This window comes from Streptococcus jiangjianxini (genome assembly GCF_040225085.1).
In the GTDB taxonomy this organism is placed as follows: domain Bacteria; phylum Bacillota; class Bacilli; order Lactobacillales; family Streptococcaceae; genus Streptococcus; species Streptococcus jiangjianxini.
This window is the reverse complement of sequence record NZ_JBEHGL010000012.1, coordinates 44730-59848: the sequence shown is the minus strand read 5'-3', so window position 1 is coordinate 59848 and position 15119 is coordinate 44730. Positions and strand designations below refer to the sequence as shown.

Genomic DNA, 15119 nt, shown 5'->3' with positions numbered 1-15119 from the left:
GCTGTCTATACTTGGTATTTAAAGCTAGTGAGGTCAATCATGAGGTTCGTTAAGAAGCTCGAGTAGATGATGACTAGAGGTTTAAGGTCAACTAGTCTATCATTGGACTTTTGAGATAGGCATCGACTAGACGCTCGGTTGCTTCCACAGAGTCTGTATGAGTACGCTCGTAGGAATGACTCGATTCGATTCCAGCGCCAAGAAGGGCATGTTTGACTTCAGCCCCCGCACTAACAGCAGCTGAAGCATCGCTACCATAATAAGGATAGATGTCTAATTTGTAAGGGATGTGGTTAGCTTCACAAAGCGAAACCATGTGCTGACGAAGCTCATAATGGTAAGGACCAGAAGCGTCTTTGACACAGATAGAAACGGTGTACTCGTCAGTGGCTTGATCATCTCCCATGGCTCCCATATCGACGGCTAAGTATTCAACAGCTTGCGCTGGGAGACTTGAGTTAGCGCCGTGTCCGACTTCTTCGAAGGCTGAGAAGTAGAAGTGGGTTGTGTGTGGTAGTTTGGTATTTTCTTCCTTATAGGTTTTGAGCAGTTCTAAGAGAATGGCTGCGCTGACCTTATCATCTAGGTGGCGTGATTTGATGAAACCGTTTGGAGTGACAACAACTCTGGGATCAAAGGAAATGAAATCTCCGACTTCGATGCCTAGAGCGCGTGTTTCTTCAGCGCTGGTAACCTTTTCGTCTAGGCGTATTTCCATGTTAGCTTGATTACGTTCGGCAGTGCCAGCATCTTTGTAAACATGAACAGATGTTTGGTGCATGAGAATGGTTCCAGAAATTTCTTTGCCAGTTTTTGCGACATGTATCGTGCAGTTTTCGCCTTCGATAGCGTTATAAACAAAGCCACCGACTAAGTCCATTTTAAGGCGTCCATCTGGTTTGATGGCGCGAACCATGGCCCCTAATGTGTCTAAATGGGCAGTAACCACACGGTGTTGCTGGTTATCTTGACCTTCGATAGAGACCATAACCCCGCCCTTATGGGTACGAATAGGTTCATAACCAAAATGTTGTAACTCTGACACAATGTAGTTCATAATCGTTTTGGTGAAGCCAGTTGGTGAGGGGATGTTAGTCAGCGTTGTGATGTAATCTACGGTTGTTTTCATAAGCTCTCCTTTGTCAGTGTATTTCTAATAGGGTTATAGATATTTCATTTAAAGAGTAGGATATATCAAAGCATAACAGACTAGCAGTTAAAACTTTTGTCATTCACTTTTCAGTAGTGCTATGGTTTTTCAAAAGTCTGCCAAGTGTCTAGAACAATTGGAGCGATGCGTTCGATATCAGCTGATGTTCCTCTAAGTTCAAAGTCAGCTAACATGGGAAAGCCAAATTGTTCAGCGTATTGTTTGGCTGAAAGGCAATACTGGTTGTTGAAGTTACGATTACCAGAGCCGATGATACCAAAGCAATTTTTGTAGTTATCATGAGCTGCGATGAATTGTCGCAATGGTGTCGTCAAAATCTCAGTATCTCCAGTATCCAGGCCATTTCCGCCTTCAAGATAAGTCGGAAGAAGGGCAAGGAAAGGTTCTTTGACAGGAAATGTTTCGTGTTTAAGGTCTTTGATGTTAATCAATCTGGAGTCAATGTTGTGCTTTTCTTTGAGAAAACTAGCAAAGCGTTTGACAAAACTGTGAGTATTGCCACTGAGACTGACATAGACAAGGGTAAGTGATTCCATATGACCTCCAGATAAATAGATATTTTTCATCGCTTTTATTATAGCATATCTAAATGGGGAGTTTTATTCTAAAAATGACTAATAAAAAGAGAAGAGGGACATCAATGATTGAAAGATTAGCTTGTTGACTGACTTCTTACCAATGAAACTGATTCTCGGTTGATAATGACGAATGAAGAGAAAGGAATGTCCTAGAGATGACTTAGCCTGTTATATTGCGAAAGTAATCAAGCCATCTATGTTTATAAGAATGTATGCGTTACGTATTCAAAAACACCTGCCAAGATCAGATAGTATGACCGTTTTTAGCATTGTGAACAAGTCTTTCCCTTAATCATTAAGCCAAAAAAGAAGAATTAAAAAAGCAACTGATTTTTGACATCTGTCTTTACAGAAAAAACAGTCCTCAGTTGCTTTTGCTTGGGTAGGATGTTAATAGGTAGTTATCCTATGGTAGTCTTAATGGCTTGTTTCGTTGTTGCGGTGTTTTTTGACTTTAGCCACAAAGCCAAGGCTCATAATTCCTAGGATGGTCATCCAAAGTGAGTTTGTTTCACCGGTATTTGGTAAAGTTGCTTGGTCATTTTTGGTTGCAGCGAGAGCTTGCTTTTCAGTCGCATTGGCTGCTTGTGTTTGTGCATAGGCTGTGGCAACCAGATGATGAATAGCAGTGCGTGTTTCTGGATCTAGAGGAGATGGTGTTTGAGCATTTTGGTGGGAATCTTCATTGCCACCAGGTGTTTCACTAGTCTTAGCCTCTGTGTAGACAAAGCGATAGTCTCCGAATCCCTCCATCGTAGCAGATGGATTGAGATAAACCAATTCTTCACTGTCTTTGACTAAGTTTTTAGCGTTATCTGCTGTATTGAAACGTAAATCAAGCCCTTTTATGGTGTCTGCAAAACGCCAGTTATTATCCGCCGAAGGATTGATGGTTTTTTTAGCCAAGATGTAGTTGATAATGGCTTGGCGATTTTCAAGATTAAGCAAACGATTGATGCTTGCGTTTTTAACCCCTGGGAAGCTTCCAGTAGCACGGTAGTTATTGGTTACAACCATAAATTCTTGATTGGGATCGATGACTTGACCATTATATTTGAGGTTTCGAACGCGGCTCGCATCAGCATTAACCAAGTTACCATTGCGGTCGTATTTATTTGGTTGGGTAACATCAAATTCGTAGGTGAGACCATCAATCACATCAAAGTTGTAGGTGCGATATTCCATATTGACGAGCGATTGTGGTTTAGTGTTTGTTGGATCAATCTGGTTGAACTGACCTGCAGACATTTCCAACCATTCTTTTAAATCAGCTCCGGTTACTTTTAGGATCGCTGCGACGTTATCATAAAGATAGAGATCAGCCACATTTTTAATCGCGATTGGACCAGTAGGAATATCAGTATAAGCTGATGCATCACCTCGCGTACCAGCCTTAAATGGTGCTGCTGCAGATAGTAGAGGAAGTTCTGCTTCAGGTGTTCCAGCCAGTTCTTGCTTAGCGTACCAAAGCTGTGCATTATTCACAATCTGAACAGAAGGATCATCTTTGACGAGTGCAAAGTAGCTGTTGATAGGGGCTGTTGTTGTGCCGACTTGCTTACGCACATAGGCAATGGTGCCTTGATGGGCTTCGTCAGCAAGGGCTACGATATTTGGGTCAGCCACATCGCTTTTCTTGTCAATTTCGCGGATTTCAGCATGACTCTTAGTGACTTCCCATTTGCCATTAGTGTAAGTCAAACCAAGATCGATAACGCCAAGATGATCTCCATATTTACCAGCCATAGTAACCGGTGTCCCATTGATAGTTCCATTTACCCCATCAACGTTGGCATATTTTTCGTAAAATCCAGTATCATCTCCTGAAGGGAATTCGGCATGTGAGTGACCGGTTACGACAGCATCAACCCCTTTGATTCCAGCGATTTGGTAACCAACATTTTCTTCGCCTTCGTGATATTCATCATCGCCGATACCAGAGTGAGAAAGAACGAGGACAATGTCAGCACCTGCTTGGCGGATTTTTGGAACTAATTCTTCTAAGGCTTTGACTGAATCGCGAACAAGGACCTTGCCTTCTAAGTTTGCCTTATCCCAGTTGAGGATTTGTGGCGGCACGATTCCTGTAATACCAATCTTAAGATTGACTTGCTTACCGTCAGCATCTTTGAAAGATTTGGTGAGGATTTCGTATTGTTTAAAGAGTGGTTGTTTACTGGTTGCATCGATAACATTAGCATTGACGATTGGCAGTCCTGCTGTGGCAATGACATTTTGGAGGTAGTCCAAACCATAGTTGAACTCATGATTTCCAAGTGTTGCAGCATCAAAGCCAAGAGCTTTTAGGGCAGCGTGCATGGGATGTTGTTCGCCTTTTTCAACACGGTCAACTAGAGCTTTGTAGGTGCCAAGTGGTGTTCCCTGGATAAGATCACCGTTGTCGACGAGGAGGACGTTGCTATTTTCAGTTTTGGCTTTTTGGATCAGAACAGCCGTTTTGGCTAAGCCAATACTTTGTGAGGCTTTATCCTGGTAGTAATCGTAATTGACTAAGTTAGTGTGAAGGTCAGTAGTTGAGAGGATGCGGACATCTACAGCTTGCCCTTCTTGAGGAGCAACGGTATCGTTAGTATCAGCTGCAACGGGTTGGGCTGCTGTCGATGTGGCATCGGCAGCACCTGTCGTAGTAGGTTCAGATAGGTCAGCTGTATTGGTATCAGGAGCTTGCTCTGTTACTGTATTTCCGACTGGTGTAGGAGGTGTTTCTAAAGCTGGAGTAGTCGATGTCGCTTGGCTGGCAATATTAGGGTCAGTGGAGGCTGTTGAGTTTGTTGTTTCTTCTGCTTGAACGAGGCTAGCGCTAGTTGCGGCTGCCAGAAGAGATAACAAAAGGGCGCTTTTGGACCAATAATACTTTTTCATAAGATCTCCTTTGTGATAAAAAATATTTCCACAAACATTATACAAAAAGAAACCCTTTTCATCAATAAAACGCCTGAATAAAACGAATGTTTTGTTCAGGTGGTTTGGTAAACAGTAGCAATATAGTTATTTTTGCAGATGGTTAACAGTGGTTATTGTATTTCAAGAGCTAATCATCATAACCCTATTTTGCTTTCAAAAGTTCTTCGATAGTCGCCAGGACTCCCGACTGGTCATTAGAAGGGGCTTGATACTGCGCCACTTCTTTCACTTTTTCAGAGCCATTAGCCATGGCGTAAGAATAGTTAGCTAACTCCAACATTTCCAAATCATTGCCGCCATCGCCAAAAGTGGCTAATTCTTGACTAGTTAATCCCCATCTTTCCAGTAAAAGCGATAAAGCAGCCCCTTTATGGACACCTGTGGCAATGAGATCGATATTGCCATCTTCAGCTGAGGTGGCTGTCATTTGTCCGGGAAATGCTTGGTTAAAGTAATGACTGATAGCGGAGGTTTTTTCTGGTGGGATATTGATGGAACATTTGAGAAAGTTATCGTCTGGGAGTGTATCAAAGGTATCTACCTCTGTGAGTCGATGGTAATAAAGTCCAAAATAATCCTTGTCGTCTTGCGGCATAGATGATTTGAGATAGGCTGATTTTTCACCACAAAGTAGGATTCTCGCTTGGGGAATCTCACGCTCAATGAAGGTGATTGCCTCTTTAATAACGGATTTAGCAATGGTAAAGGAGGTTAAAAAGCGTCCATTTTCAACAATATAAGCACCATTGTCCCCAACGATAGTCATCTCCTTTTCGTAATCTTTAAAAAAGGACCGAATTTGATAATATTGATTGCCCGAAATAGCTACAAAACGAGCACCTGATGCTTGAATGGTGTTGAACACTCGTTTAAAACGCTTTCGATCATACTCATTTTGAGAATTAAGAAAACTACCATCCATATCGGTCGCAAATACTTTAACAGTCATTTGATGTCCTCCTCATCTGGTGCTTGTCCATGGTGAGCTTGCCAAACGCAGTCGCCATAATCAAAATCAGTAAATAGGGCGGTAAAACTGGATGCTTCCGGTGAGCAGGCATAGACACCAATATTAACTGCTCCTTTCGCTTCGTGAAGATGACAAATCCGCATCTGTTCAAAAGTCTTGCCATCTTTTGAAGATTCAATACAAAAATCCTGTTCTCGACGGCTCAGACGATACCACATGCTTTTGACAGTCGTCGGAATCTCTGTGGTCGCCCAGTCAGAATAACCATGATTGGTCACTACACTACCGAGATGTTGAAATCTTTCATTTTCATACTCAATCGATCCTTTGATCCAATTGTCGCTGTCCTGATAGAGAATGATGCCACACTGGTCAAAGCGGTGGCCGCTATTTTCAAAATTAGTCTTAACCGTAAAGGAAAAATAAGGTTCCTCGGTTGTCATTTGAAAAAGGGGGGCATTGTCATTCACAAAGTGATAGTAAGTTTTTTGCCAAAGATCAGTATGCGGCTCGGTTGTCAAGGACACCTGATAATCGGTGACTTGGTAAGTTTTAGGTGGACGAGTCCACTTGAAATCCTTCAAAGTTAATGTCATCATAACACCTCTTCTTTCTTAGATAGTCAGTTCCAGCTGGTTACCTTCAGGATCAAGGATAACTGCTTCATAATAGCCATCGCCAGTTGTTCGTGGGCCATTGATGATTGGAAATCCTTGTGCCTGCACGCCATAAGCAAAGTCATCCACCGCATCTTTTGATCCTAGCGAGAAAGCCAGATGGGTCAGTCCAAAGGTATCTTTGTCACCCTTTTTGATATCTGCGCGGTGGCACAGCTCCAAGCGAGCCCCAGATGTAAAGGTTAGAAAGTAAGACGAAAATCCAGACTTAGGATTATAGTATTTTTCGGAGGACTTGGCTTTGAAATAGGTTTCATAAAAAGCACGCATAGTTTCTAAATCTTGGCACCAGAGTCCGATGTGTTCGATTGAAAGTGTCACAAGACTACCTCTCTTCTTCTCTTTTCTTAATATTATAACGCTAACTCTAATCAGAAGATAGTATTATCTTAGCTTGTTATGATAGTATCCTATGTACAGGCTTGCTGTCAGTATGCGAAGAATGCTTTAAAGCCAATAAGGGAAGATTATTTGGGAAAGGTCTCTTTTTTGTTAAGCATTTTGCCAATCAATGTTAATGGTTTGTTAGCCGTGGGGCTGTCAATTGAGCATTTTGCAAAGACCTTCTTTCCTTTTTCTTAGAAATCGTGTTAAAATAGTTACACGATAAGAGTCTAAGATGGGATAGGTAGTTAGAATGGCAAAAACAGTTGATTTAACTGGTCAGGAAGTCGTTGCTTTAGCAGCGGAATATATGACAAAAGAAGATCTTGCATTGGTTAAGAAGGGACTGGAGTGTGCCGAAAAGGCGCATGAGGAACAGTACCGAAAATCCGGTGAGCCTTATATCATTCATCCTATCCAAGTGGCAGGGATTTTGGCAGGTCTGCATTTGGACGCTGTGACAGTTGCCTGTGGCTTTCTTCATGATGTTGTCGAAGACACGAACTTTACCCTGGGTGATATTGAAGAACTCTTTGACAAGGACGTCCGTAATATTGTCGATGGCGTTACAAAACTTGGTAAAGTAGAGTATAAATCCCATGCAGAGCAGCTGGCAGAAAATCATCGCAAGATGCTGATGGCCATGTCTAAGGACATTCGTGTTATCTTGGTAAAATTGGCTGACCGCCTGCATAATATGCGCACCTTGAAGCACCTGCCTAAAAGTAAGCAAGAGCGGATTTCTCGTGAAACCATGGAAATCTATGCGCCCTTAGCCCATCGTCTGGGAATTAGCCGCATTAAATGGGAACTAGAAGACTTGTCTTTTCGCTATCTCAACGAAGTCGAATTTTATAAAATTTCCCACATGATGAAGGAAAAACGTCGTGAACGTGAAGAACTTGTGGATGAAATTGTTAATAAAATCAAGTCAACAACGGAAGAAGAAGGAATTTTTGGTGAGGTTTATGGACGTCCCAAACACATCTATTCGATTTACCGTAAAATGCGCGACAAGAAGAAACGCTTTGATCAAATTTATGATTTGATCGCGATCCGTTGTGTCATGGAAACACAGAGCGATGTTTATGCGATGCTGGGCTATATTCATGAACTGTGGCGCCCCATGCCAGGGCGCTTTAAGGACTACATTGCCAACCCCAAAGTCAATGGCTATCAGTCTATCCACACCACGGTTTATGGGCCCAAAGGACCTATTGAAATTCAAATCCGTACCAAAGAGATGCATCAAGTTGCAGAATTTGGGGTAGCCGCTCACTGGGCCTACAAAAAAGGAATTACCACCAAAGTTGATCAGAAAGAATCGGCTCTTGGCATGAACTGGATTAAAGATCTGGTGGAATTGCAGGATGCCTCTAATGGTGACGCAGTTGATTTTGTAGATTCTGTTAAGGAAGATATTTTCTCAGAGCGCATTTATGTCTTTACACCGACAGGTGCTGTGCAAGAATTACCAAAAGATTCTGGACCGATTGACTTTGCGTATGCTATTCATACGCAGGTTGGGGAAAAAGCAACGGGGGCTAAGGTTAATGGACGCATGGTCCCTTTGACAGCTAAACTTAAAACAGGTGACGTTGTCGAAATTGTCACCAATAGCAATTCTTTCGGACCAAGTCGAGACTGGATCAACATGGTTAAGACAACCAAGGCTCGTAATAAAATTCGCCAATTCTTTAAAAACCAAGACAAAGAAATGTCGATCAATAAAGGACGCGAAATGCTCGTGGATTTCTTTCAAGAACAAGGTTACGTCGCTAATAAATACCTTGAGAAAAAACATATTGAAGAGATTCTACCAAGGCTTAGTGTCAAGAGCGAAGAGTCCTTATATGCTGCGGTTGGCTTTGGCGATATTGGTCCTGTCAGTGTCTTTAATAAATTAACTGAAAAAGAACGCCGTGAAGAAGAGCGTGCCCGTGCTAAAGCTGAGGCTGAAGAGCTCATGAAAGGTGGCGAAGTCAAGGCTGAGAAGAAAGATGTTCTCAAGGTTAAGAGTGATGAAAATGGTGTCATTATTCAGGGCGCGTCTGGTTTACTCATGCGTATCGCTAAATGTTGTAATCCTGTCCCGGGTGATCCTATTGAAGGTTATATTACCAAAGGGCGAGGTGTAGCTATTCACCGTCAAGATTGTCACAATATCAAGAGTCAAGAGGGCTATGAACAACGCTTGATCGAAGTAGAGTGGGATGATGCCAATTCACGCAAAGAATATCAAGCTGAGATTGATATTTACGCCCTTAATCGCTCTGGTATTATCAACGATGTTATCCAAGTAGTGTCAAATGTCACGAAGAATATTTCCTCTTTTCATGCGCAGCCAAGTAAAGACATGAAGTTTGCTAACATACACGTGACTTTCGGTATTCCAAACGTTTCAGAACTCACCTATGTGGTGGATAAGATTAAGATTATTCCGGATGTCTACTCTGTTAAGCGTACCAATGGCTAAAGGGTGCTGGGGGTAGCACCTTTTAGGTTGCAGATAGGGAAAGCGTTAGCTTTCGATTTTGAATTGATAGGGGATTTGTCTCTAAACTTTGTTAGTGCTCTGTGCTTCATTTCAACCATGGCTTTGCTAGACTGTCTCGTCTTAGATAGCTTGATCAGTGTCATCTTTGTAGTATTTAGTGTTAGGTAAGGCCATCGTAACTGTTTGCTTACTTCAGTGATGTTATCAATCATTCACACAGCTAGCTTAGGGCTTTGTTTCCTTGTTGAGAGGTGACTTCAAAAGGACTGGCTGGAAGTGAACAACTGTGTATTTCTTACGAGTGTGGCAAGGTAGGGTTATTGTTAGAATTGGATTTTGGGGCAGTTAGTGTTTCTTGATTGTTAGAAAGTCAATGCATTTATGAAAATTATTATTCAAAGAGTTTCAGAAGCGTCTGTGACGATAGATGAGAAAATAGTAGGTCAGATCGATCAAGGACTTGTGCTATTGGTCGGTGTTGGACCAGAGGATAGTCAGGAAGATCTGGATTATGCGGTGCGTAAGATTGTCAATATGCGTATTTTTTCAGATGCCGATGACAAGATGAATTTGTCGGTTTGCGATGTTAAAGGAAGCATTCTGTCTGTTTCGCAATTTACCCTTTATGCTGATACCAAAAAAGGCAACCGACCAGCCTTCACTGGTGCTGCGAAACCTGATATGGCTAGCGCTTTTTATGACCAGTTCAATACAGCTTTAGCAGAGCATCTCCCTGTTGAAAAAGGTGTTTTTGGAGCAGATATGAAGGTCGCCTTGGTTAATGACGGTCCTGTGACCATTATTTTAGATACCAAGAATAGGTAGGTTTTTATGAAAATTGTTGTGTTAATTGTACTAGGTCTATACTTGTCTGTAATAGCTTTTTCAGCTGTCTTAGGTAGTTTGGGAGCTAAAATCATTACCAAACGTAATATGTTATTGACACTTTTTGGAGTGCTTGTGACCATTGCTTTTACCTACCTTTATTTCTGGCAGGACAACAGCAGTGCTATTTATGGTGTTGCCGGTGGCCTTTTCGCAATGTCAGGAATAGCCCTCAACAATGCCGCTAATATGGGACAGAGACCTAATCTAAAACCTCAATTGATTCGGCTGGTGGTTGATGTGTTGATTTTAGTGGCGATGTTTTTGGCGCATTAAGCACTTGTTGTCTAAAAGGAAAGTTATTCGGAGATCTGCTAGAAGTGGCTGGCAGTGAAGACCGATTGATGATAAAACGTTAAAAGCGAGAAACCTTATGTGAGTTTCTCGCTTTTGTTTTTAGTTAAGATTGGTATAAATCAGTCTGCTACTCTAACTCTTTCAGCAAATCTTCCATATGTAAAATGGCTTCTGCAGGTAGCGGATTCTCGAGGTTGCTGTGGTTAAAGTTGAGAAGGAAATCAAGACGAGCTTGCATGCGGTCTCTGATCAATTGTTTGTAATCGTCATCGAAAGCCTTAACTGGAAACTCTGGACAATCCAAAAATTCTAGGTTAGAAGTTGGTCCAAATGGTCTAAAGAGGCCTTTCTTGTCGACGATTTGCTCAATAATGCTGAGGGTTGTTTCCTTGGGAATTTTGTCTCCCATATAAGCACCAGTGTTAATGATGTAGCAATCAACTCCTGATTCAAAGAGGTTTTGGAATTTTTGATAATCGTCTACCAAAGGATAAACGCGGAATGGATTAGCATAAGGCTCAATGATCAAGCTGTTGAGGCTATCAGAAGTGTTTTCAGCACTGGAACGCATGGTCATCAGGGTACAGCCCATAGTTGAAGCAAGAACGGGGTCGTTGACTTTAACCAGTGGTGGTAAGGAATCGTCTTTCATAATCCAGAAAATAGACTGGATACCATCTTCGATACGATCAACACGGTTTGGTGTTGAATAGCGAGATTTGACGGTGCGACCGTTACCATTTCGAACATCTTCTGTTACCAAGCGTTTACGTCCTTCGGTATCCAAGGTAACTCCGCAGTTTTGGACCGTTACAAAGTAATCTTGTTCACGATGCCCTGACGGATAATCCTGTGTTTTATCAAAATAGGAAGGTTCTAGGGCGATAGAAGAACCGTCTTTTTCTGAAATAATGAAAGCATCATCGTGAAGCACTTTAATGTCGTATTTGCCGTCATGCTTTGCATGGGTTAGGGTTGATTTTCCTGAACCAGAAAGACCAAAGAAAGAAGCGACGTGGCTGTTTTGACCGTCTTTTTTGAAGATTTTCAATCCTCCGTGACAAGAAACGTAATGATTTCTGGCAGCCGTTCCCCAACCTAGGGTGAGAGTGGATTTTTTAAGCTCTCCAAAGTAATGCATACCAAGAATAACCGCACAATTGTGGTTGGTATCAAAATAAGCCAACCCATCAGGGTAATCTGGGTGACTCCACTCAGGATCAGAGAAAATGTAAATATCATTGTCTTCATACAAGACTGACTGATCCAACCGTTCTTGATAATCATCGTTTAAGATTTGAAAATTAATTAACCAGGAGTATAGATTATTGATGTCATCTTCTGGGACCATGAGATGTGCTTTAAGCATGAAGGCCTCGTCCAGTCCAACAACGGCATCAGCACGATAAAAAGTACGGTGACGAGCATTAAAAATAGCGTCACGCACGATGGGGAGAAGCTTGGCATCTTCCTCAGGATTTTGTCCCAAAATGCGTCTAGCTTTAGCAGTCCGTCCAACAACTGCTCCGCCATTTGAGAGAAGTATCTTGGCACCTTCTGGAAGTCCTAATTCGTCAGCATGTGCTACCTCCATATCAAGCACAATAGTTGTTGGTGCTTGGCTGGCTAGTGTATAAGCTTTCTCCAACGACGTAACCGCTTCGACATGATTTTCATAAAAAGCCGTCTCAATAGTTGCTTTGAGAGGGGAAAAGTAAGGAGCGCTTTTGCGCATAAGGTCTTCAGCGAAGTGTTGATAAGTTACCATAAACAAGTCTCCTTTTACAGAATATGATTTAAGTTCATTATATCACAAATCTAAGTAAGCGCTATCATTTTCATGGATTTTTTCTGATAATTATCTGACTCAAGTTGATAGTATTTTCTAAACAATCCTTCTAGTTATTGTTCATTTGCACAAAAAAGAATGTTATTTTACCAATTTAAAAAAACGCTAACATTCTGTATGATGTAAGCGTAAACATTTTTTTGTGAAAAAGGAGACATGTATGGATACTGGCATGATTTCGTGGTATGCAGCAATTATTGGATTATTATTAGCTATTTTTCTTATTTTAAGGAGATTCAATCCACTTTATTCTCTCTTTTTAGGGGCGATAGTAGGTTGTCTTTTCGGTGGTGTTTCTTTAGTTGATACTGTCGACATCTTGATAAAAGGAACACAGAGTATAATGGGGACAGCAATAAGAGTTCTAGCAGCCGGCATGCTGGCGGGAGTGATGATGGAATCTGGGGCAGCTGAGTCTATTGCTAATGCGATTGTTAATAAATTAGGGGCCAATAAAATATTATTAGCCTTAGCGTTGTCGACGATGATTATAACAGCAGTAGGTGTGTTTATACCTGTAGCTGTCTTGATTGTAGCACCGATTGCATTATCGGTTGGTAAACAGACCGGTATGAGTAAACTAGCTTTACTAACGGCTTTGTCTGGCGGAGGAAAAGCTGGTAATATTATTTCACCAAATCCCAACACTATTGCCGCAACTGAAGGTTTCAAGTTAACTTTGAGTGACGTCATGATTGGCGGATTCATTCCTGCTCTTTTTGGATTGTTAGCAACCGTTATTATTGCTAATATGATTAAACATAAAGGTGTGACGGTTGCCGATAAAGATGTAAAAGGTAACAAAAAGGAGTTTATGCCGTTGAAGAAAGCGTTGATTACGCCTTTACTATCTGTTGTTCTACTACTATTAAATCCTCTAGGCAATCTATTGAACATGGCGATACTTCAAAATATAAAAATAGATGCGATGTACATTTTACCTTTTGCGTCAGTTGTTGGTGCAATAGCAATGGGACACGCAGGAAACATTTCTGCGTATGCTACATCAGGGGTTAGAAGGGTAACTGATACAGTTCTGATTTTAATTGGTGCCGGAGCTATTGCAGGATTAATTTCAGCATCAGATTTATCAACTCAAGTCGTTCATGTGATTATGTCGTTGGGCCTTTCAGGAGTATTCCTAGCACCACTTTCAGGGGTTATTATGGGTCTAGCAGTAGGGTCAACATCGACGGCAGTTATCTTAGCGACGGGTTCATTTGGAGATGCTATATTAAGTACAGGTCTCAATCCGCTGTCTGCTGCGGTCATGGTTCATACAGGTTCTACAGTTATTGATGCTGTTCCACAAGGAAATTATTTCCATGTTAGTGCAGACAGCATGAAGATGACAATAAAGGAGAGATTGCAAATTATTCCGTACGAAGTATGTATTGGTGGTGTGATGACCCTAGTCGCTGTTGTTTTATATGGTTTTCAGAAATAGATAAGGAGATTAAGAATGAAAAAAACAATTGTATTAGCCCCAGACTCTTTTAAAGAGAGCATGACTGCTAAAGAAGTTTGTGAAGCAATGGAAAGAGGAATACAAAAAGTTTGGAAAGATGCTGAGGTTTTACATGTGCCAATGGCTGATGGTGGTGAAGGAACAGTTGACGCCCTAGTTGACGCCACACATGGTAAGAGGATTCCGGTTCAAGTTACCGGTCCAATGCTAGGTACGACTGTTTCCACGTATTTTGGTATGTTAGGAGATGGGCGAACGGCTGTCATTGAGATGGCTAAAGCGAATGGTATCGACTTACTTCCAAAGTCATTGAGAAACCCGATGAAAACATCAACTTATGGTACAGGAGAAATGATCAAAGCTGCTCTAGACCATGGAGCAGAGAAAATCATCATTGGTATTGGTGGGAGTGTGACAAATGACGGCGGATCCGGCATGGCTAATGCGCTAGGAGTTAACTTTTTAGATATCAGTGGTCAAAGTATTGAACCTTGTGGGGGATCATTGGATAGGCTACATAAAATAGATATATCAGGCATAGATCCTCGGTTATCAACGATAGATGTTTTGATTGCATCAGATGTGACAAATCCTTTAACAGGAGAAGAGGGTGCTTCGAGAGTTTTTGGACCACAAAAAGGTGCAACTGCTGAGATGGTTGACATTTTGGATAAAAATCTAAAAAGGTATGCCAAAGTTATCAATGACGAGTTCGATGTGGATGTCGATCAAGTCCCTGGTGCCGGTGCAGCTGGTGGATTAGGTGCAGGATTACTGGCTTTTACTAATTCTCAATTAAGATCTGGTATTGATATTGTTATTGACGTCACAGGATTAGAGGAGTATATCAAAAAAGCCGATTATGTGTTTACCGGTGAAGGTGGAATGGATTTTCAAACCAAATTTGGTAAAGCACCTTATGGGGTTTCTAAGCTAGCTCAGAAATATGGAAAACCTGTATTTGCTTGTGCCGGTCATATTGGTGAAAATGTTGATGTTCTATACGATGAGGGAATGACAGCAATATTTGGAATATTATCACGAAATGGTAGTTTGGAAGATATACTAGCTGATGGGAAGGCAAATATTGAACGTACAACTGAAAATATCATTAGGGTATTGTCGCTAACACAACAATAAGACATATTATAAAACCCATTTTTAAAAGGATTTCTCCATCTTATTAGCTTAAAATTATTGCTAATATTAAATGGTATAATATAGTTGTTTGTTTAAGTGTTACTGAAGCAAGATATGACCATATGGTTTTGCACCAAGTGTAAATGCTATGTCATACTGCTTCTAATACTCTTTGAGAATCAAAAGTAGACGTTGTTGATTTGGTTTGATGACCTTTAGTTCTCTTCTGCCTCGGCGTCACCTAGTCAGTTTTTGATTGTCATTGAGTATAAAGAACA

12 protein-coding genes are annotated in these 15119 nt (G+C 41.3%); 5 read left to right on the top strand and 7 right to left on the bottom strand.

Translation table 11 applies throughout. The features are described 5' to 3' along the window. Positions 1 to 91 precede the first annotated feature (91 nt). From ABP870_RS06625 to ABP870_RS06600, 6 genes are all read right to left on the bottom strand, one after another. On the bottom strand, positions 92 to 1129 hold the full coding sequence (locus tag ABP870_RS06625) for a M42 family metallopeptidase (protein WP_350014663.1): 1038 nt from the start codon (positions 1127 to 1129) through the stop codon (positions 92 to 94). Between the two features lie 119 nt (positions 1130 to 1248). Beyond that, entirely contained in the window at positions 1249 to 1707 is a 459-nt protein-coding gene (gene nrdI / locus ABP870_RS06620; protein ID WP_350014662.1) for a class Ib ribonucleoside-diphosphate reductase assembly flavoprotein NrdI, read from the bottom strand. 459 nt (positions 1708 to 2166) lie between these two features. Further along, a complete protein-coding gene (locus ABP870_RS06615) occupies positions 2167 to 4632 on the bottom strand; it encodes a bifunctional 2',3'-cyclic-nucleotide 2'-phosphodiesterase/3'-nucleotidase (RefSeq protein WP_350014661.1) in 2466 nt (821 codons plus the stop codon). A gap of 184 nt (positions 4633 to 4816) precedes the next feature. Further along, complete coding sequence (locus tag ABP870_RS06610) at positions 4817 to 5623, bottom strand: Cof-type HAD-IIB family hydrolase (protein ID WP_350014660.1); 807 nt, start codon at positions 5621 to 5623, stop codon at positions 4817 to 4819. Then, on the bottom strand, positions 5620 to 6243 hold the full coding sequence (locus tag ABP870_RS06605; protein ID WP_350014659.1) for a DUF1349 domain-containing protein: 624 nt from the start codon (positions 6241 to 6243) through the stop codon (positions 5620 to 5622). Before ABP870_RS06605 ends, ABP870_RS06610 begins: the two co-directional genes overlap by 4 nt. A 15-nt stretch (positions 6244 to 6258) precedes the next feature. Beyond that, entirely contained in the window at positions 6259 to 6642 is a 384-nt protein-coding gene (locus ABP870_RS06600) for a VOC family protein (RefSeq protein ID WP_350014658.1), read from the bottom strand. 316 nt (positions 6643 to 6958) lie between these two features. Here ABP870_RS06600 and ABP870_RS06595 point away from each other — a divergent pair, with 316 nt between their 5' ends. The 3 genes from ABP870_RS06595 (at position 6959) to ABP870_RS06585 (ending at position 10363) form a co-directional block, all read left to right on the top strand. After that, positions 6959 to 9181, top strand: coding sequence for a RelA/SpoT family protein (locus ABP870_RS06595; RefSeq protein ID WP_350014657.1), 2223 nt, complete (start codon positions 6959 to 6961; stop codon positions 9179 to 9181). Positions 9182 to 9583: 402 nt separating this feature from the next. Continuing rightward, positions 9584 to 10027 (top strand): D-aminoacyl-tRNA deacylase, encoded by a 444-nt coding sequence (gene dtd, locus ABP870_RS06590; RefSeq protein WP_350014656.1) that lies wholly within the window; start codon positions 9584 to 9586, stop codon positions 10025 to 10027. Positions 10028 to 10033: 6 nt separating this feature from the next. Further along, positions 10034 to 10363 carry a hypothetical protein gene (locus tag ABP870_RS06585; RefSeq protein ID WP_350014655.1) on the top strand — a complete coding sequence of 110 codons (330 nt, stop codon included), beginning with the start codon at positions 10034 to 10036 and terminating at the stop codon, positions 10361 to 10363. A gap of 148 nt (positions 10364 to 10511) precedes the next feature. Here the strand turns inward: ABP870_RS06585 and ABP870_RS06580 are convergent, their stop codons facing one another. Continuing rightward, entirely contained in the window at positions 10512 to 12152 is a 1641-nt protein-coding gene (locus ABP870_RS06580) for a phosphoenolpyruvate carboxykinase (ATP) (protein ID WP_350014654.1), read from the bottom strand. Between the two features lie 253 nt (positions 12153 to 12405). Between ABP870_RS06580 and ABP870_RS06575 the strand changes: the two genes are divergently transcribed. Then, on the top strand, positions 12406 to 13680 hold the full coding sequence (locus tag ABP870_RS06575; protein WP_405054645.1) for a GntP family permease: 1275 nt from the start codon (positions 12406 to 12408) through the stop codon (positions 13678 to 13680). Between the two features lie 15 nt (positions 13681 to 13695). Beyond that, on the top strand, positions 13696 to 14841 hold the full coding sequence (locus tag ABP870_RS06570; RefSeq protein WP_350014652.1) for a glycerate kinase family protein: 1146 nt from the start codon (positions 13696 to 13698) through the stop codon (positions 14839 to 14841). The last annotated feature ends 278 nt before the right edge of the window (positions 14842 to 15119 follow it).

Bases quoted from the DNA above. Each gene is read 5' to 3' on its own strand.
- ABP870_RS06625 (WP_350014663.1), bottom strand. From the start codon at position 1,129: ATGAAAACAACCGTAGATTACATCACAACGCTGACTAACATCCCCTCA.
- nrdI (WP_350014662.1), bottom strand. From the start codon at position 1,707: ATGGAATCACTTACCCTTGTCTATGTCAGTCTCAGTGGCAATACTCAC.
- ABP870_RS06615 (WP_350014661.1), bottom strand. From the start codon at position 4,632: ATGAAAAAGTATTATTGGTCCAAAAGCGCCCTTTTGTTATCTCTTCTG.
- ABP870_RS06610 (WP_350014660.1), bottom strand. From the start codon at position 5,623: ATGACTGTTAAAGTATTTGCGACCGATATGGATGGTAGTTTTCTTAAT.
- ABP870_RS06605 (WP_350014659.1), bottom strand. From the start codon at position 6,243: ATGATGACATTAACTTTGAAGGATTTCAAGTGGACTCGTCCACCTAAA.
- ABP870_RS06595 (WP_350014657.1), top strand. From the start codon at position 6,959: ATGGCAAAAACAGTTGATTTAACTGGTCAGGAAGTCGTTGCTTTAGCA.
- dtd (WP_350014656.1), top strand. From the start codon at position 9,584: ATGAAAATTATTATTCAAAGAGTTTCAGAAGCGTCTGTGACGATAGAT.
- ABP870_RS06585 (WP_350014655.1), top strand. From the start codon at position 10,034: ATGAAAATTGTTGTGTTAATTGTACTAGGTCTATACTTGTCTGTAATA.
- ABP870_RS06580 (WP_350014654.1), bottom strand. From the start codon at position 12,152: ATGGTAACTTATCAACACTTCGCTGAAGACCTTATGCGCAAAAGCGCT.
- ABP870_RS06575 (WP_405054645.1), top strand. From the start codon at position 12,406: ATGATTTCGTGGTATGCAGCAATTATTGGATTATTATTAGCTATTTTT.
- ABP870_RS06570 (WP_350014652.1), top strand. From the start codon at position 13,696: ATGAAAAAAACAATTGTATTAGCCCCAGACTCTTTTAAAGAGAGCATG.